The sequence below is a fragment of the Streptomyces sp. NH27 genome (genome assembly GCF_056859195.1).
Map to the genome: position 1 here is coordinate 13,670 of NZ_JACEGK010000017.1, position 16,140 is coordinate 29,809.

The window sequence follows — 16,140 nt, forward strand, 5'->3', positions numbered from 1 at the left end:
GGGAGCCGAGTTGACCGACTACACCCGATACGGCACCGGCGCGCCCATCGCCGACGCCAAGGCCCCCGACGGGCCGATCGAGGACCGCTGGGACACCCGCCGCTTCACCGCGAAGCTGGTCAACCCCGCCAACCGCCGCAAGCACACCGTGATCGTGGTCGGCACCGGCCTGGCCGGCGGCTCCGCGGGCGCCACCCTCGCCGAACAGGGCTACCACGTCGTGCAGTTCTGCTATCAGGACTCCCCGCGCCGGGCCCACTCCATCGCCGCGCAGGGCGGCATCAACGCCGCGAAGAACTACCGCAACGACGGCGACTCGATCCACCGGCTCTTCTACGACACCGTCAAGGGCGGCGACTTCCGCGCCCGCGAGTCCAACGTGCGCCGGCTGGCGCAGATCTCGGTGGAGATCATCGACCAGTGCGTCGCGCAGGGCGTGCCGTTCGCCCGCGAGTACGGCGGCCTGCTCGACACCCGCTCCTTCGGCGGCGTCCAGGTCTCCCGCACCTTCTACGCCCGCGGCCAGACCGGCCAGCAACTCCTGCTCGGCGCCTACCAGGCGCTGTCCCGGCAGATCGCGGCCGGCAACGTGGAGATCCACCCGCGCACCGAGATGCTGGACCTGGTGGTCGTGGACGGGCGGGCCCGCGGCATCGTGGCCCGTGACCTGGTCACCGGCGAGGTCACCACCCACCTCGCCGACGCGGTCGTGCTCGCCTCCGGCGGCTACGGCAACGTCTTCTACCTGTCGACCAACGCGATGAACTCCAACGCCACCGCGATCTGGCGGGCACACCGCCGCGGCGCGTACTTCGCCAACCCGTGCTTCACCCAGATCCACCCCACCTGCATCCCGCGCACCGGCGACCACCAGTCGAAGCTGACGCTGATGAGCGAGTCGCTGCGCAACGACGGCCGGATCTGGGTGCCGAAGGCGAAGGGCGACACCCGCCCGGCCGCCGACATCCCCGAGGCGGAGCGCGACTACTACCTGGAGCGGATCTACCCGTCGTTCGGCAACCTCGTGCCGCGCGACATCGCCTCCCGCGCGGCGAAGAACGTCTGCGACGAGGGCCGCGGTGTCGGCCCCGGCGGCCAGGGCGTCTACCTCGACTTCGCCGACGCCATCGCCCGGTTGGGCCGGCACGCGGTGGCGGAGAAGTACGGCAACCTCTTCGAGATGTACGAGCGGATCACCGCGGAGAACCCGTACGAGGTGCCGATGCGGATCTACCCGGCCGTGCACTACACCATGGGCGGCCTGTGGGTGGACTACGACCTCCAGACCACGGTGCCGGGGCTGTTCGCGATCGGCGAGGCCAACTTCTCCGACCACGGCGCGAACCGGCTCGGCGCGTCCGCGCTCATGCAGGGCCTGGCCGACGGTTACTTCGTGCTGCCCGCCACCCTCAACGACTACCTCGCCCGGCACCCGGCGGCCGACCCGATCGACGCCGAACACCCCGCCGTCACCGAGGCGATGGCCGGCACCAAGGAGCGGCTGCACCGGCTGGTGAGCGTCGACGGCGACCGTACCGCCGACTCCTTCCACCGCGAACTCGGCGAGCTGATGTGGGAGTTCTGCGGGATGTCCCGCACCGAGCAGGGCCTGCGCAAGGCCCTGGAGCGCATCCCGCAGATCCGCGAGGAGTTCTGGCGGCGGATCAAGGTGCCCGGCACCGAAGCGGAGTTCAACCAGTCCCTCGAACGCGCCAACCGCGTCGTGGACTACCTCGAACTCGCCGAACTCATGTGCCTGGACGCCCTGCACCGCGCCGAGTCCTGCGGCGGCCACTTCCGCGAGGAGTCGCAGACCCCCGACGGCGAGGCCGCCCGCCGCGACGACGAGTTCTCCTACGCCGCCGGCTGGGAGTTCACCGGCACCGGGCAGCCGCCCCTGCTGCACCGCGAAGAGCTCGTCTTCACCGAAGTCCACCCCACCCAGCGGAGCTACGCATGAGGCTCACCCTGCGCATCTGGCGGCAGAAGAACGCCGACGCCCCCGGTGCCATGACCGCCTACGACATCGACGGCATCTCGTCCGACATGTCCTTCCTCGAGGTCCTCGACACCCTCAACGAACGCCTCACCCTCGCAGGCGAGGATCCCGTCGCCTTCGACCACGACTGCCGCGAGGGCATCTGCGGCGCGTGCGGCGTCGTCATCAACGGCGACGCGCACGGCCCCGAGCGCACCACGAGCTGCCAGTTGCACATGCGCTCCTTCCGCGACGGCGACACCATCGACGTCGAACCCTGGCGCGCGGCGGCCTTCCCGGTCGTCCGCGACCTCGTGGTGGACCGGTCCGCCTTCGACCGGATCATCTCCGCCGGCGGCTACGTCTCGGTGCCCACCGGCGCCGCGCCCGAGGCCCACGCCACGCCCGTGCCCAAGCCGGACGCCGACCGGGCCTTCGAGCACGCCGAGTGCATCGGCTGCGGCGCCTGCGTCGCCGCCTGCCCCAACGGCTCCGCGATGCTCTTCACCTCCGCGAAGGTCAACCATCTCGCCGCGCTTCCGCAGGGCGGCCCCGAACGGGAGAGCCGCGTGCTGGACATGGTGGGGCAGATGGACGCCGAGGGCTTCGGCGGCTGCACGCTCACCGGAGAGTGCGCCACCGCCTGTCCCAAGGGCATCCCGCTGATGTCGATCACCGCGATGAACAAGGAGTGGCTGCGCGCCAACCGCCGTGCGGCGCACAGCCGTTGACGCCGCCCGGGGAACAACGTCACAGGGGAACAACGGAACAGGTGGACAACGGAACAGCCGTGAGCGCTGCCGGGCCGCCCCGCGGCTGAGTCTCGGGGCGTGCCGGCCCGGGGGTTCGGATGGCTGGGGTTTCGGCAGGCTGGTGGTCGGGCCGGTCGGAGGTTCGGCAGGCGCAGGGCGGGGCCCGCTACTCGTAGCGGTACTTCAGCGAGTCCGCTTCCGCCTGCTCGATCTCGGCGATCGTCAGCTCCGGCATGCGCAGTTGGGCCAGTGTCACCTCGGCGGAGGTCGGCTGGGCGTCCGCCGGCAGCCACTGCTCCGGCTTCCAGGCCGCGCTGCGCAGCAGTGACTTGGGGCAGTGCGGGTAGACCTCCTCGATCCCCAGCACCAGCGCACTGGCCGGCGGCTTGCCCACGGCGGTCAGTTGCGACAGCAGCTCCGGGCGGGTGGAGACGCAAGCCCGGCCGTTCACCCTGAGCGTCGTGGTGCGCCCCGGGACGAGGAACAGCAGCCCGGCCCGCCCGGTGGCGAGGATGTTCTGCAGGGTGTCCAGCCGCTTGTTGCCGGTCGCGTCCGGTATCGCCACCGTCCGTGCGTCCAGGACGGCCACGAACCCGGCGGGGCCGCCGCGCGGGGAGACGTCACAGTTACCCTCGGCGTCCGCGCTGGCGACCAGGACCAGCGATGAGCAGCCGATCAACTGCCGGGTCTGGTCGGTGAGTTCGGTCATCTGCTTGCGCACGGCCGCGTCGCTGGGGAGCCCGTAGGCGCGGCGCAACTCCTCCTGGTCGCGCACAGCATCGAGGCGGAGCGAGTCGAACGCACTGTCGGCAAGGGGCGTCGTCATGCCTCCGACCCTATGGGGCCGACCTGCGATTGATCTTGGCAGGTGAGCGCGGGGCGGACAGTCTTCCCGGTGACCTTGGGCAAGCCGCCCGTGCCCCGGTCGTGCAGCGGGGTGCCGGTGGCCGTACGGGAGCGTAGCGGCCACCGAGCGGCGCGCGTCCCCGCGCCGCTTACCCGCGCCGCGGTCCTGCGGCGCGGTCCCGGCCGCGGGCTACTCCGGCGTCACGTAGGCCCCCGAGATCCCGCCGTCGACCAGGAACGTGGATGCCGTGATGAACGACGAGTCGTCGCTCGCCAAGAACGCGACCGAGGCGGCCAGTTCCTCCGGTTCGGCGAACCGCCCGAGCGGGATGTGCACCAGGCGGCGGGCGGCCCGCTCCGGGTCCTTGGCGAACAGCTCCCGCAGCAAAGGGGTGTTGACCGGCCCCGGGCACAGCGCGTTCACCCGGATGCCCTCCCGAGCGAACTGCACCCCCAGTTCCCGGCTCATCGACAGCACCGCGCCCTTGGACGCGGAGTACGAGATCTGCGAGGTCGCCGCGCCCATCACCGCCACGAACGACGCCGTGTTGATGATCGATCCCTTGCCCTGCCGCTGCATGTGCGGGATGGCGTACTTGCAGCACAGATAGACGCTGGTCAGGTTCACCTCCTGCACCCGGCGCCAGGCTTCGAGGCCGGTGGTGAGGATGGAGTCGTCCTCCGGCGGGGAGATGCCCGCGTTGTTGAAGGCGATGTCGAGCCGCCCGTACGTGGCGACCGCCGTGTCGAACATGGCGCGTACCGCGTCCTCGTCGGTGACGTCGGCCTTGACGAACAGGCCGCCGACCTCCTTCGCGGCGCTCGAGCCGGTGTCCTCGTCCACGTCGACGCAGACCACCCGGGCCCCCTCGGCGGCCAGCCGGCGGGCGCTGGCCAGGCCGATGCCGCTGCCGGCTCCGGTGATCACGGCGACGCGGCCGTCCAAGCGATGTGCGAGCGTCATCCTCAGTCCTCCGTGGCGATGAATACGTTCTTGGTCTCGGTGAAGGCGTCGAGTGCGTCCGGGCCCAGCTCGCGGCCGAGACCGGACTGCTTGAATCCGCCGAACGGCGTCGAATAGCGCACCGACGAGTGCGAGTTGACCGACAGGTTGCCCGCGTCGACGGCGCGCGCCACCCGGATCGCCCGCCCGACGTCGCGGGTCCAGATCGACCCCGACAGGCCGTACGGCGTGTCGTTGGCGATGCGTACGGCGTCCTCCTCGTCGGTGAACGGGACCACGCTCACCACCGGTCCGAAGATCTCCTCGGTGAACGCGGGGTCGTCGGGCCGCACCGGCGCCAGCACGGTCGGCGGGAACCAGAAGCCCGGCCCGTCCGGGGCGGTGCCGCGGAAGGCGACCGGGGCGTCGTCGGGCACGTATGCGGCGACCGCGGCGCGCCGCGCGGCGGAGATCAACGGCCCCATCCCGGTGGCCGGATCGGCCGGGTCGCCGACTTGTACCGCCTTCACCGCCGGCTCCAGCCGCGCCATGAAGTCGTCGAACACCGAGCGCTGGACGAGAATCCGCGACCGCGCGCAGCAGTCCTGCCCGGCGTTGTCGAAGACGGCGGACGGCGCGGTCGCGGCGGCCTTCGCCAAGTCCGCGTCCGCGAAGACGATGTTGGCGCTCTTCCCGCCCAACTCCAGCGTCACCGGCTTCACCTGTGCCGCGCAGCCGGCCATGATCTCCTTGCCGACCCGGGTGGAGCCGGTGAAGACGACCTTGCTGACGTCCGGGTGGGTGACGAAGCGCCGCCCGACGACGTCGCCCCGGCCGGGCAGCACCTCCAGCACCCCCGGCGGCAGGCCCGCCTCCAGGGCCAGCCGGCCCAGCCGCAGCGCGGTCAGCGGGGTCAGCTCCGCCGGCTTGAGCACCACCGTGTTGCCCGCCGCCAGCGCGGGGGCCAGCGCCCACGCGGCGATCGGCATCGGGACGTTCCACGGCACGATGACGCCGACCACGCCGAGCGGCTCGTGGAAGGTGACGTCCAGGCCCCCGGCCACCGGGATCTGGCGGCCGGACTGGCGTTCGGGCGCGGCGGCGTAGTACTCGATCACGTCGCGGACGTTGGCCGCCTCCCACTGCGCATTGCCCAGCGTGTGGCCGGAGTTGGCGACCTCCAGGTCGGCCAGGTGCGCGCGGTCGGCGTCCACGGCGGCGGCGAACGCGCGCAGCAGCCGGGCCCGGTCGGCCGGGGCCACCCGGCGCCACGTCGCGAACGCGGCGCGGCTGCGGGCGATCACCGCGTCCGTCCCGGCCAGGTCGGCCATCGGCACGGTGGTGATGGTCTCCTCCGTGGCCGGGTTCACCACCGGCCACGGCTGGGCAGCCGAGTCCGGCGCGGAGGTGTGCGGTTGGGGCATCAGGTGTCCACCCTGTCCTGGGAGCGATCGGTACGGTTCGCGCCGCGGGCGCGGGCGCGCGCTGTGCCGGCGGTGCGACGGGTACGGTCGGCGGTCCGGTCCGGTCCGGTCCGGTCGGCGGTGCGGTCGATACGGTTCGCCGTGCGGGCGGCCGGGGGCGCCGTGCTCACCGCATGCTTCCCCGGACCGCCGCCACGTATGCGTTGAAAAGGCGCGGATCGGCCGCGCCCGCCTCCGGGTGCCACTGGACGCCGACGACGAAGCCGGGGCCGGGCAGTTCGAGCGCCTCGACGGTCTCGTCCTCGCTCCAGGCGGTGGGCAGCAGCCCCGTCCCGAGGGCGCCGACCGCCTGGTGGTGGTAGCAGGACACCACCGCGGAGTCGCCGAGGGCGCCGTGCAGGAAGCTGCCCGGCCTGGTCCGTACGGTCCGCCGCCCGAACGTCGCGGGGGCCGGCTGGTGGGCGCTGTCGCCGACCCGGTCCGGCAGGTGCTGGACCAGCGTGCCGCCGAGGGCGACGTTGAGCACCTGCATCCCGCGGCACACCGCGAGCACCGGCAGGGCCCGGTCGAGCGCGCCGGACAGCAGGCCGAACTCCCAGGCGTCGCGGGCCTCGTGGGGCCGTCCCGTGCGCGGGTGCGCCGGCGCGCCGTACCGCGCCGGGTCCACGTCGGGCCCGCCCGCGAGCAGCAGCCCGTCGAGCCGGCCGAGCACGTCGCCGGCCCCGTCGGCCTGCGGCGGCAGTACGACCGCGGTGGCGCCCGCGCGGGTGACGGCCTCGACGTAGGTGTGCGGGAGGAGGGCGGCGGGCTGCCGCCAGACGCCCCAGGCGGCCTCGTCCAGGTAGCTGGTGATGCCGACCAGCGGGCGGCGCGTCACAGCCGCTCGAATCCGCGGCGCCGTTCCCAGTCGGTCACCGCCCGGTCGTAGGCGGCCAGTTCGGTGCGGCCGGCGTGTGCGTAGTGGCGGACCACGTCCGCGCCGAAGGCCGACGCGGCGGGGTCGCTGCGCTCGAAGGCGTCGACCGCGTCGCGCAGGGTGGCCGGGACCCGGGGGGCCTGGGACGCGTAGGCGTTGCCGGTGAACTCCGGTTCCAGCGGCAGCTCGTGCTCGACGCCGTACAGCCCGGCGGCGACGAGCGCGGCCACCGCCAGATACGGGTTGACGTCGCCGCCCGGCACCCGGTTCTCGAACCGCAGCGACGGTCCGTGGCCGACCACCCGCAGCGCGCAGGTGCGGTTGTCGCGGCCCCAGGCGATCGCGGTGGGCGCGAAGCTGCCCTCGACGTAGCGCTTGTAGGAGTTGACGTTCGGGGCGAGCAGCAGCGCGAAGTCGGCCAGGCAGGCGAGTTGACCGGCCAGGAAGTGCTCCATCACCGTCGAGAAGCCGTGCGGGCGGTCGCCCGCCATCACCGGCCGGCCCGCGTCGTCGCGCAGACTCAGGTGGATATGGCAGGAGTTGCCCTCCCGCTCGTCGTACTTGGCCATGAAGGTGAGGCTTACGCCGTCCTGCGCGGCGATCTCCTTCGCGCCGGTCTTGTACACCGTGTGGTCGTCACAAGTGGCAAGCGCGGGGCCGTACTTGAAGGCGATCTCGTGCTGTCCGGGGTTGCACTCGCCCTTTGCGGACTCCACGGTCAGGCCCGCGCCGGCCATCCCGTTGCGGATCCGGCGCAGCAGCGGCTCGATCCGGGAGGTGCCGAGGATGGAGTAGTCGACGTTGTACTGGTTGACCGGGGTCAGCCGGTGGTAGTCCTGCTGCCATGCCTGCTCGTAGGTGTCGCGGAAGGCGATGAACTCCAGCTCCGTGCCCGCGTAGGCGTACCAGCCGCGCTCGGCGAGGCGGTCGAGTTGGCGACGCAGGACCTGCCGGGGGGAGACGCCGACCGCGGTGCCGTCGTGGTGGGTGACGTCGCACTGCACCATCGCGGTCGCCGGATGCCAGGGCACCATCCGCAGGGTGGCGAGGTCCGGCGCGAGCACGAGGTCGCCGTAGCCGGCCTCCCAGGAGGAGATGTCGTAGCCGTCGACGGTGTTCATGTCGACGTCGACGGCCAGCAGGTAGCCGCAGCCGTCGGCCGCGTTCGGCACCACGTCGGAAAGGAAGAAGTCGGCCGCCACCCGCTTGCCCTGGAGGCGGCCTTGCATGTCGGTCATCGCCAGGACGACGGTGTCGACCGCGCCGACCGCGATGCGCTCGCGCAGTTCGTCGAAGGTGAGGCGGCTGCTGCTCAACTGGTCTCCAGATCGCTTGCGCCGAGGTCGGACTCCTGGAGGCTGCTCTGCACCCGGGGGCCGGTGAACCAGCGCCGGGCCGAGACCAGCCACCACACCCCCGCGAAGCCCAGCACGACGGCCACCGCGACCGGGGTGTAGTTGAAGCTGAGGGCGGTGATCGGGCTGACGGTGGGGAGCATGAACAGCACCGTGATCAGCCCGGTCCAGCCCACCGCCACGGTACCGATCAGCCGGCTCCAGCGCCCCAGATGCCACGGTCCGCGTGCGAACGTGTCGCCCTGCCGGAGTCTGAGATACACCGGGATGACGTAGGCGATGTAGAGGCCGATCACCGAGACGGAGGTGACGGCGGCGTAGGCGGTGGAGTTCCACAGCGCCGGCAGGCCGAGCAGGAAGGCGCCGCCCGCGGCCAGCCACACGGCGCTGGTCGGCGTCTGGGTGCGCGGGTTGATCCGGTGCCACAGCCGCGACCCGGGCAGCGCCCCGTCCCGCGAGAACGCGTAGATCATCCGGGAGTTGGCGGTGACCGAGGCCATCCCGCAGAAGAACTGGGCGCCGATCACGATCAGCAGCAGGAGCTTGGCGCCGGTGTGCCCGATGGCGTCGATGAAGATCTGGGCCGGCGGCACCCCGCTGCTGCTGGTCCGCTCGCCGTCGTAGTTCTGGATGGCGAAGGTGAGGCCGAGCAGCAGGATCCAGCCGGCGACCAGCGAGACCACGATCGCGTTGACGATGCCGCGCGGCCCGGAGCGGGCGGCGTCGTGCGTCTCCTCGGTCATGTGCGCGGAGGCGTCGTAGCCGGTGAGGGTGTACTGCGCCAGCAGCAGGCCGAGCATCGCGACGTAGAACGGGTTGTGGAAGCCGGTGTCGTTGACGAACCTGCCGAAGACGAACGACGCGGAGGAGTGGTGGTCGGGCACGAACACCAGCACGCCGACGATGACCAGCACGCCGAGCAGGTGCCACCAGACGCTGACGTCGTTGAAGAGCGCGACCAGCCGCACGCCCAGGGTGTTGAGCAGGCCGTGCGCCAGGAGGATCACCGCGAAGATCTCCATGGTGTGGGCGGGCGTCGCCGACAGGCCGAACTGGAGGTCCAGCAGGGCGTTGAGGAAGGTGGCGGCGCCGTAGTCGATGCCCGCGGTGACGGCGACCTGGCCGAGGAAGTTGAACCAGCCGGTGAACCAGCTCCAAGCCGGCGCCCTGGAGGGGGCCAGATTCGCCGCCCAGTAGTACAGGCCGCCGGCGGTCGGGTAGCTGGAGCAGATCTCGGCCATGGACAGGCCCACGCACAGCGTCATCAGCCCGACGACCGGCCAGCCCCAGGTGATGAGCGCGGGCCCGCCGGTGTTCATGCCGAAGCCGTAGAGGGTGAGGCAGCCGGAGAGGATCGAGACGATGGAGAAGGAGACGGCGAAGTTGGAGAAGCCCGACATGGAGCGGGCCAACTCCTGGACGTAGCCGAGTTCGAGCAGCCGCTGCTCGTCGGAGGTGCGGGTGGCGGCGTCAGGGACTTTGGGGGTGTCGGCGGCACCGGTGGTGGGGGAGACCGGGTCCGGCGGGTTGTCGGCGGTGTCGTCTGTTGGGCGGGGAGCAGACATGGGCGCCTTCTGGGGAGGTTGGCGTGGTCGGAGCACCGCGGGTGCGGCCGGGGCATCTCCCGAGCTGGTTAATGGAATGAAGCTGGTCCATTAGGTGGGAGACGGTCTCACTTCGCCAAGTGCGCCGTCAAGAGCCTTGTACGTGACGGGTATTGAACGACCAGAACGCGCCGGGGGGTGCGGGTGCGCACGGCGCAGGGGCCTGCGGGTGAGCGCGTGCGACGCCGACGTGGGTACGGCGATGCGGCCTCGCGGGGGTACGGTGCCGTGTCCCGCGGGTGGGTACGGCGGCGGCGCACGCGCGCGTACGGCGGTGCGGCTTCGCGTGGGTGCGGCGGCTCTGCTGTGTACGGCGATGCGGCCTCGCGTGGGTACGGCGACTTCGCGCCGCGCGCTCAGCCGAGGAAGCCGCGCAGCAGCGACGCGGTGGCGGCGAGGTGTTCCTCGGCCGCCCGGCGGGCCGTGGCCGGGTCGCCGCCGAGGATCGCCGCCACGATCCGGGCGTGCTGCGCCTGGGAGTGCTCGATGTTCCGCTCCAGCAGCGGGATCGCGTTGAGCAGGTCGTTGAGCCGCATCCGGGTGTCGGCGATGCTCGCCGCCAGTGACCGTGAACCGCTCAGCTCGGCGATCGCCAGGTGGAACCGCGAGTCCATCTGCCGGTAGTCGACCGCGTCGCAACTCTGCGTGTCCCGCAGCCGGTTGTCGAGGTGGCGGCGCTCCTCGGGGCTGAGCGTGCGGCTCGCGGCGAGCTCCGCCGCGCCGATCTCCAGCGCCCGGCGGTAGGCGAGCGTGTCCTCCAACTCGTCCGGCGCGCGCTCGGCCATCCGTCCCAACGGGCCGCCGTCCTGGGCGCCGGCCCGGTGCAGTACGAAGGTCCCGCCGGTACGGCCACGCCGCGATTCCACGTAACCGGCCTGCTCCAGCGAGCCCAGCGCCTCCCGCAGCGTCACCCGGCTGATATTGAAGCGCTCGGCCAACTCCCTTTGCGGGGGCAGCCGTTCTCCGTGTGCGACCACCCCGAGCTTGATCACCTGGAGCAGCCGCTCGACCGTCTCCTCAAAAGCGTTGCCGGCCCGCACGGGCCGGAAGAACGCGGCACCGCTCAGCGTGCCGGCACCGGCCGGCTCGGGCATCTCGCTCATGTGTCCATTGTCCGCCCACCCGGCGCACCCCCGGAACCGCCCGCCGCAGGCGGGACCTGCGTCCGCGGGCTCCGTGACCGTAATGGATCTTTTACGGGCCATTGACGCCGACCCTGTAAAGCGGGCGGAAGGCGGGCCGGGCGCAGGGCGCCGTCCGAGCGGAGGACGTCGCCGCTGCGCCGCTGGGCTGCTGGGCGGTGCCGGCGGCGGGAGCGGTACGGGTCGGTGAGCCGCGCCGCGGACGGGGGCCCGCGACGCCGCGAAAACCCGTTGCCGCCGCCGGGCGGCTCTGCTGTGATCGGCCGGTAACAGAAACCTGGCACCGACCCGAGGAGTAATGATCATGCGCGGTTCCGTCATGCCCGCTCAGGCAGGAAACATCCCCGAACTTGAGGACATGACGCTTCGTGCAATCGCTCAACCTCGGCATCCTGGCGCACATCGACGCCGGTAAGACCAGCCTGACCGAACGGCTGCTGTACGCCGCCGGTGTCATCGACGAGATCGGCAGCGTCGACCAGGGCAGCACCACCACGGACTCCCTCGCGCTGGAGAAACAGCGCGGCATCACCATCAAGTCGGCCGTGGTGTCGTTCACGCTGCCCGGCGCGCTCGGCGGCACCGACGTCAACCTGATCGACACCCCCGGCCACCCCGACTTCATCGCCGAGGTGGAGCGGGTGCTCGGCGTGCTCGACGGGGCCGTGCTGGTGGTCTCCGCGGTCGAGGGCGTCCAGCCGCAGACCCGCATCCTGATGCGCACCCTGCGCCGGCTGCGCATCCCCACGCTGATCTTCGTCAACAAGCTCGACCGGCGCGGCGCCGACCTCGACCGGACCCTCGACGCCGTCGCACACCGCCTCACCCCCGACATCGTCCCGATGGCCGCTGCCCGCGACCAGGGCACGCGGCGGGCCGCCGCGCTGCCGTACACCGCGGCCGACCCCCGCTTCGACGCCCGGCTGGCCGACCTGCTGGCCCGCCGCGACGACCGGCTGCTCGCGGCCTACGTCCACGACGAGGCGGCTGTCGACCACGCTCGGCTGCGTGCCGCGCTCGCCGAGCAGACCGCCGCCGCCGACGTGCACCCGGTGTACGCGGGCTCCGCCGTCACCGGCGCCGGCACCGACGCGCTGATCGCCGGCATCGCCGAACTGCTGCCCGCCCGGCGCCCCGACCCGGACGCGCCGGCGGCCGGCACCGTCTTCAAGATGGAACGCGGCCCGGCCGGCGAGCGGATCGCCTACGTACGGGTGGCCGCCGGCACCGTACGCACTCGCGACCGGCTGCCGGTGCACCGTGGCGGCAGCCAGGTCGGTGAGGGCAAGGTCACCGCGATCAGCGTCTTCGACGCGGGCACCGACACCCGGCGGGACGGCGTCCCGGCCGGCCGGATCGCCCGGGTCTGGGGCCTGGGCGACGTACGGATCGGTGACACCGTCGGCGCGCCGCCCGCCGGACCCGAGGAGCACCGCCACTTCTCGCCGCCGTCCCTGGAGACCGTCGTCACCGCCCGGCACTCCGCCGAGCGCGGCGCGCTGCACGCCGCGCTGTCCCAACTCGCCGAGCAGGACCCGTTGATCAACCTGCGTCGGGACGAACAGCGCCAGGAGATCGCGGTGTCGCTCTACGGCGAGGTACAAAAGGAGGTCATCCAGGTCACGTTGGCCGACGAGTTCGGGCTCGCCGTCGACTTCCGGCAGACCACCACCATCCACATCGAACGCCCGGTCGGCACCGGCGCCGCCGTCGAGTACAACGCGAAGGACGGCAACCCGTTCCTGGCCACGGTCGGCCTGCGGGTCGAACCCGCACCGGTCGGCAGCGGGGTCCGGTTCCAGCTCGGGGTGGAGCTGGGCGCGATGCCGTACGCGTTCTTCGCCGCGGTCGAGGACACCGTGCGCCAGACGCTGGAGCAGGGGCTGCACGGCTGGCGGGTCACCGACTGCGTGGTCACCATGACGCACTCCGGCTACAGCCCGCGGCAGAGCCACGCCCACGCCACGTTCGACAAGAGCATGTCCAGCACCGGCGCGGACTTCCGCGGGCTGACCCCGCTGGTGCTGATGGCGGCGCTGCGGCAGGCGGGCACCACCGTGCACGAGCCGATGCACCGCTTCCGGCTCGACCTGCCCGCCGACGCCCTGGGCACGATGCTGCCCGCGCTCGCCCGGCTCGGCGCCCTGCCCCGTACCCCGGCCGCGCGCGACGGCGGATACGAGCTGGAGGGCGACATCCCCGCCGCCCGGGTGCACGACCTGGAGCAGCAACTGCCCACTCTGACCCGCGGCGAAGGGGCCCTGGAGAGCGCCTTCCACCACTACCAGCCGGTCACCGGCCGGGTGCCCGAGCGGCCGCGCACCGACCACAACCCGCTCAACCGCCGGGCGTACCTGCTCCAGGTGCAGCGCCGGCTGTCCGGGTTCGGCGGGAATGGCGGCTGACCGCCCGGGGTTGTCACGTAGGAGAAGACCGGCCCACCCGTCTGGAGTTCTGGAGTCCTCATGGCACGCCCCGTCAAGACGCCCGGCCCCGATCACCCCATCACCATCGAGCCGACCGCAGCCCGTGTCGTGGTGCGCGCCGGCGGCAAGGTCGTCGCCGACACCACCGATGCCCTCACCCTCCAGGAGGCCGACTACCCCGCAGTCCAGTACATCCCGCTCGCCGACGTGGCCGCGGACGCGCTGACGCCCACCGACAGCAGCACGTACTGCCCGTACAAGGGCGACGCGTCGTACTACTCGCTGGTCACCGGCGACGGCGCGATCGCCGACGCCGTGTGGACCTACCGCGAGCCGTACGACGCGGTCGGCGCGATCGCCGGGCACGTGGCGTTCTACCCGAAGCACGTCGAGGTCGAGCAGCTTCAGGACGCCTGAGCGGACGCCGCCCCCTCGGCGGTCGACGACCTCTGATCTCCCTGCTGCGCGGTGCCCGGCCCGGACGCGTGTGCTGAGCGGGGCCGGGCTACGACGGTCGGGGAGTCGTACGCCGTACCCCCGCTTCGGCGGCGCTTGTCCCCGAATACGTGGAGCGCTCCGGGTGGCCGACCCGGTCCGGCCTGCCGCTTCAGTGCGAGCCGGCCTGCTCCCAGGCGAAGCCTTCGGGGTCGGTGAAGGTGCCGCGGTCGCCGCCGACGACGGCGAGGCGGTGCGATCCGGTGCCGTCGGGGGCGACACCGGCGTCCTTGGCGAGGCCGCGGCGGGCGTACAGCGCCAGCTTGACCGGGCTCGACGGCGCCGCGAACTCGACGTACTTGCGGCCGTAGCTCTTGCCGACGGTCAGGCCGTGCTCGACGTAGAACGCCTTGGTCGCCGCCATGTCCTCGACGCCCAGCAGGAGCACGAACTGGTCGACATCGCGGGTGGCCGGGCCCTTGTCCTTCTTCTCCGAGGTCGCCACCTTCCACAGCGACCCGTCGGGGGCCCGCACGACACCGGCGTAGCCCCAGAACGACTTGGCGGCCGGCTTCACCGCCGTGGCGCCGGCGTCGATCGCGGCGTCGAGGAAACCGTTCACGGTGGCCGGCCGCGCCACCGTGAGCGACAGCGTGAACCCCCGGAAGCCGCTCGTAGGCGCCTCGGCGGCCCGTACGCGGACGCGGTCGCCCAGACCGAAGGCGGTGGCGTAGAACTTCTCGGCGGCGGCGGGGTCCTCCGCCTCGATGATTACGGATTCGATGGAAGTCATGATCAGAACCTATGTGCGGCCACTGACAATCGCTTCTCGATGCCTGACCGGTCTGCTCCATTCGGCCGCAGCCGGGTGTCCCCCGCCCGTGGATCGCCGGGGCCGGGTGCGGGCAGACTTGGGGCCATGGGTGAGAACAAGAAGCTGATGCTGGCGGGCGAGTGGTACATCGCCGACGACGAGGAGTTGGGCGCGGACACGCGGCGGCGCGAGGAGCTGTGCCGGGTGTTCAACACGGCGACCGACCCCGAGCAGCGGCAGGAGGCGCTGCGCGAGATGCTCGGTTCCGTCGGCGAAGGGGTGGGCATCCGCCCGCCGTTCCAGTGCGACTACGGCAGCTACATCACCATCGGGGCGCGTACCTTCGTCAACTTCAACGCGGTCTTCCTCGACGCGGCCCCGATCACTGTCGGCGCCGACGTGCAGATCGGCCCCAACGTCCAACTGCTCACGCCCACACATGAGTTGGACACCGAGCGGCGCCGCGCCGGATGGGAGAAGGCGCTGCCGATCACCATCGGCGACAACGTCTGGCTCGGCGGCGGCGTGATCGTCTGCCCCGGCGTCACCATCGGCGCGAACACCGTGGTCGGCGCCGGCTCCGTCGTCACCAAGGACCTCCCCTCCGGCGTGCTGGCGGTGGGCAGCCCGGCCCGGGTGATCCGCCGCCTGGCCACCACCGCCGAGGCGTGAGCCGGGACGCGGGTCGCCCGCGCGTGGACATCGACGAGCGGGAGCTGACCGATCCGTACGAGGGTGTGCTGGTCGGCCCGCGCGGCGGCAGCGAGGTCGGTGTCGTGGTGCTGGGCGGTTCCGGCGGGCGTGTCCAGCGGGAGCGGGCCCGCGTCCTCGCCCGGCAGGGCATGCAGGCCCTGGCGTTCCGCTGGTTCGGCGGTCCGGGGCAGCCGCCGGGCATCTGCGAGGTCCCGCTGGAGACGTTCACCGCGGCCGTCGGCCTGCTCCGGGCCGGCGGCGCGCGGCGCATCGGTGTCCTGGGCCTGTCCAAGGGCGCCGAGGCGGCGCTGCTCACCGCCGTACACGAACCCCGGGTGGACGTGGTCGTCGCACTGTCGCCGACCTCGCGGGTCTGGTGCAACGTCGGTCCCGGCGCGGACGGTCGGCAGCAGCCGTACCGCTCGTCCTGGACCTGGCGGGGGCGCTCGCTGCCGTTCGTCCCGATGGACGACAACTGGGCGCGCCCCGAGGCGAGTTCGGGCCCCGTCGCGGTCAGGGGCTGGTACGAACTCAGCGAGCGTACGTATCGGCACCTGCTTCCGGCGGCCGACATCCCGGTGGAGCGCGCGCGGGCCGACGTGCTCCTCGTCGCAGGCGGCGACGACGCGATGTGGCCCTCCCTGCCCTTCGCCGCGCAACTCGCCGCGCGCCGCCGCTCGGCAGGGGCCGCGGTGCGCCTGATCACCCGGAAGGACGCGGGTCACCGCCCGATCCTCCCCGGCGAGCGCCCCGTCCCCGCCTCCCCGCACTACGCGTACGGCGGCACGCCGCACGCCGACGCCCTGCTGGGG

The 16,140-nt window shown here is 72.3% G+C and carries 15 protein-coding genes; 6 read left to right on the top strand and 9 right to left on the bottom strand.

What is annotated here, in order from left to right; translation table 11 throughout:
* Positions 1-10: 10 nt before the first annotated feature.
* Together AC13HU_RS03190 and AC13HU_RS03195 are read left to right on the top strand one after the other, a co-directional pair.
* Positions 11-1,960 (top strand): fumarate reductase/succinate dehydrogenase flavoprotein subunit, encoded by a 1,950-nt coding sequence (locus AC13HU_RS03190; protein ID WP_483040160.1) that lies wholly within the window; start codon positions 11-13, stop codon positions 1,958-1,960.
* The gene (locus AC13HU_RS03195) at positions 1,957-2,709 is read left to right on the top strand and encodes a succinate dehydrogenase/fumarate reductase iron-sulfur subunit (RefSeq protein WP_483040161.1); all 753 of its coding nucleotides are present in this window, start codon (positions 1,957-1,959) and stop codon (positions 2,707-2,709) included. The genes AC13HU_RS03190 and AC13HU_RS03195 overlap by 4 nt, the downstream gene beginning before the upstream one ends.
* 187 nt (positions 2,710-2,896) lie before the next feature.
* On the opposite strand, the gene AC13HU_RS03200 is transcribed toward AC13HU_RS03195, so the two are convergent.
* The 8 genes from AC13HU_RS03200 to AC13HU_RS03235 all read right to left on the bottom strand — a co-directional run bounded on the left by AC13HU_RS03200 (position 2,897) and on the right by AC13HU_RS03235 (position 10,921).
* A complete protein-coding gene (locus tag AC13HU_RS03200; RefSeq protein ID WP_483040162.1) occupies positions 2,897-3,556 on the bottom strand; it encodes an MSMEG_1061 family FMN-dependent PPOX-type flavoprotein in 660 nt (219 codons plus the stop codon).
* A gap of 210 nt (positions 3,557-3,766) precedes the next feature.
* Positions 3,767-4,540 carry a 3-oxoacyl-ACP reductase gene (locus AC13HU_RS03205; RefSeq protein WP_483040163.1) on the bottom strand — a complete coding sequence of 258 codons (774 nt, stop codon included), beginning with the start codon at positions 4,538-4,540 and terminating at the stop codon, positions 3,767-3,769.
* A gap of 2 nt (positions 4,541-4,542) precedes the next feature.
* Complete coding sequence (locus AC13HU_RS03210) at positions 4,543-5,943, bottom strand: aldehyde dehydrogenase family protein (protein ID WP_483040164.1); 1,401 nt, start codon at positions 5,941-5,943, stop codon at positions 4,543-4,545.
* The gene (locus AC13HU_RS03215) at positions 5,943-6,113 is read right to left on the bottom strand and encodes a hypothetical protein (RefSeq protein WP_483040165.1); all 171 of its coding nucleotides are present in this window, start codon (positions 6,111-6,113) and stop codon (positions 5,943-5,945) included. Before AC13HU_RS03215 ends, AC13HU_RS03210 begins: the two co-directional genes overlap by 1 nt.
* Positions 6,110-6,820, bottom strand: a complete 711-nt coding sequence (locus AC13HU_RS03220) for a gamma-glutamyl-gamma-aminobutyrate hydrolase family protein (protein WP_483040166.1) — start codon at positions 6,818-6,820, stop codon at positions 6,110-6,112. The genes AC13HU_RS03215 and AC13HU_RS03220 overlap by 4 nt, the downstream gene beginning before the upstream one ends.
* Complete coding sequence (locus AC13HU_RS03225) at positions 6,817-8,175, bottom strand: glutamine synthetase family protein (protein ID WP_483040167.1); 1,359 nt, start codon at positions 8,173-8,175, stop codon at positions 6,817-6,819. The genes AC13HU_RS03220 and AC13HU_RS03225 overlap by 4 nt, the downstream gene beginning before the upstream one ends.
* Entirely contained in the window at positions 8,172-9,614 is a 1,443-nt protein-coding gene (locus tag AC13HU_RS03230; protein WP_483040176.1) for an amino acid permease, read from the bottom strand. Before AC13HU_RS03230 ends, AC13HU_RS03225 begins: the two co-directional genes overlap by 4 nt.
* Before the next feature lie 560 nt (positions 9,615-10,174).
* Positions 10,175-10,921, bottom strand: a complete 747-nt coding sequence (locus AC13HU_RS03235; RefSeq protein ID WP_483040168.1) for a FadR/GntR family transcriptional regulator — start codon at positions 10,919-10,921, stop codon at positions 10,175-10,177.
* A 407-nt stretch (positions 10,922-11,328) separates the two neighbouring features.
* On the opposite strand from AC13HU_RS03235, the gene AC13HU_RS03240 reads away from it, so the two are divergent.
* Both AC13HU_RS03240 and AC13HU_RS03245 read left to right on the top strand, forming a co-directional pair.
* Positions 11,329-13,365, top strand: a complete 2,037-nt coding sequence (locus tag AC13HU_RS03240; RefSeq protein WP_483040169.1) for a GTP-binding protein — start codon at positions 11,329-11,331, stop codon at positions 13,363-13,365.
* A 60-nt stretch (positions 13,366-13,425) separates the two neighbouring features.
* Complete coding sequence (locus AC13HU_RS03245) at positions 13,426-13,803, top strand: DUF427 domain-containing protein (RefSeq protein ID WP_483040170.1); 378 nt, start codon at positions 13,426-13,428, stop codon at positions 13,801-13,803.
* Positions 13,804-13,993: 190 nt separating this feature from the next.
* On the opposite strand, the gene AC13HU_RS03250 is transcribed toward AC13HU_RS03245, so the two are convergent.
* Complete coding sequence (locus AC13HU_RS03250) at positions 13,994-14,614, bottom strand: glyoxalase (RefSeq protein WP_483040171.1); 621 nt, start codon at positions 14,612-14,614, stop codon at positions 13,994-13,996.
* A gap of 126 nt (positions 14,615-14,740) precedes the next feature.
* Here AC13HU_RS03250 and AC13HU_RS03255 point away from each other — a divergent pair, with 126 nt between their 5' ends.
* Together AC13HU_RS03255 and AC13HU_RS03260 are read left to right on the top strand one after the other, a co-directional pair.
* Positions 14,741-15,307 (top strand): sugar O-acetyltransferase, encoded by a 567-nt coding sequence (locus AC13HU_RS03255; protein WP_483040172.1) that lies wholly within the window; start codon positions 14,741-14,743, stop codon positions 15,305-15,307.
* Positions 15,304-16,140: acyl-CoA thioester hydrolase/BAAT C-terminal domain-containing protein (locus tag AC13HU_RS03260; RefSeq protein ID WP_483040173.1), on the top strand; the 837-nt coding region annotated here is incomplete at its 3' end. The genes AC13HU_RS03255 and AC13HU_RS03260, both read left to right, overlap by 4 nt.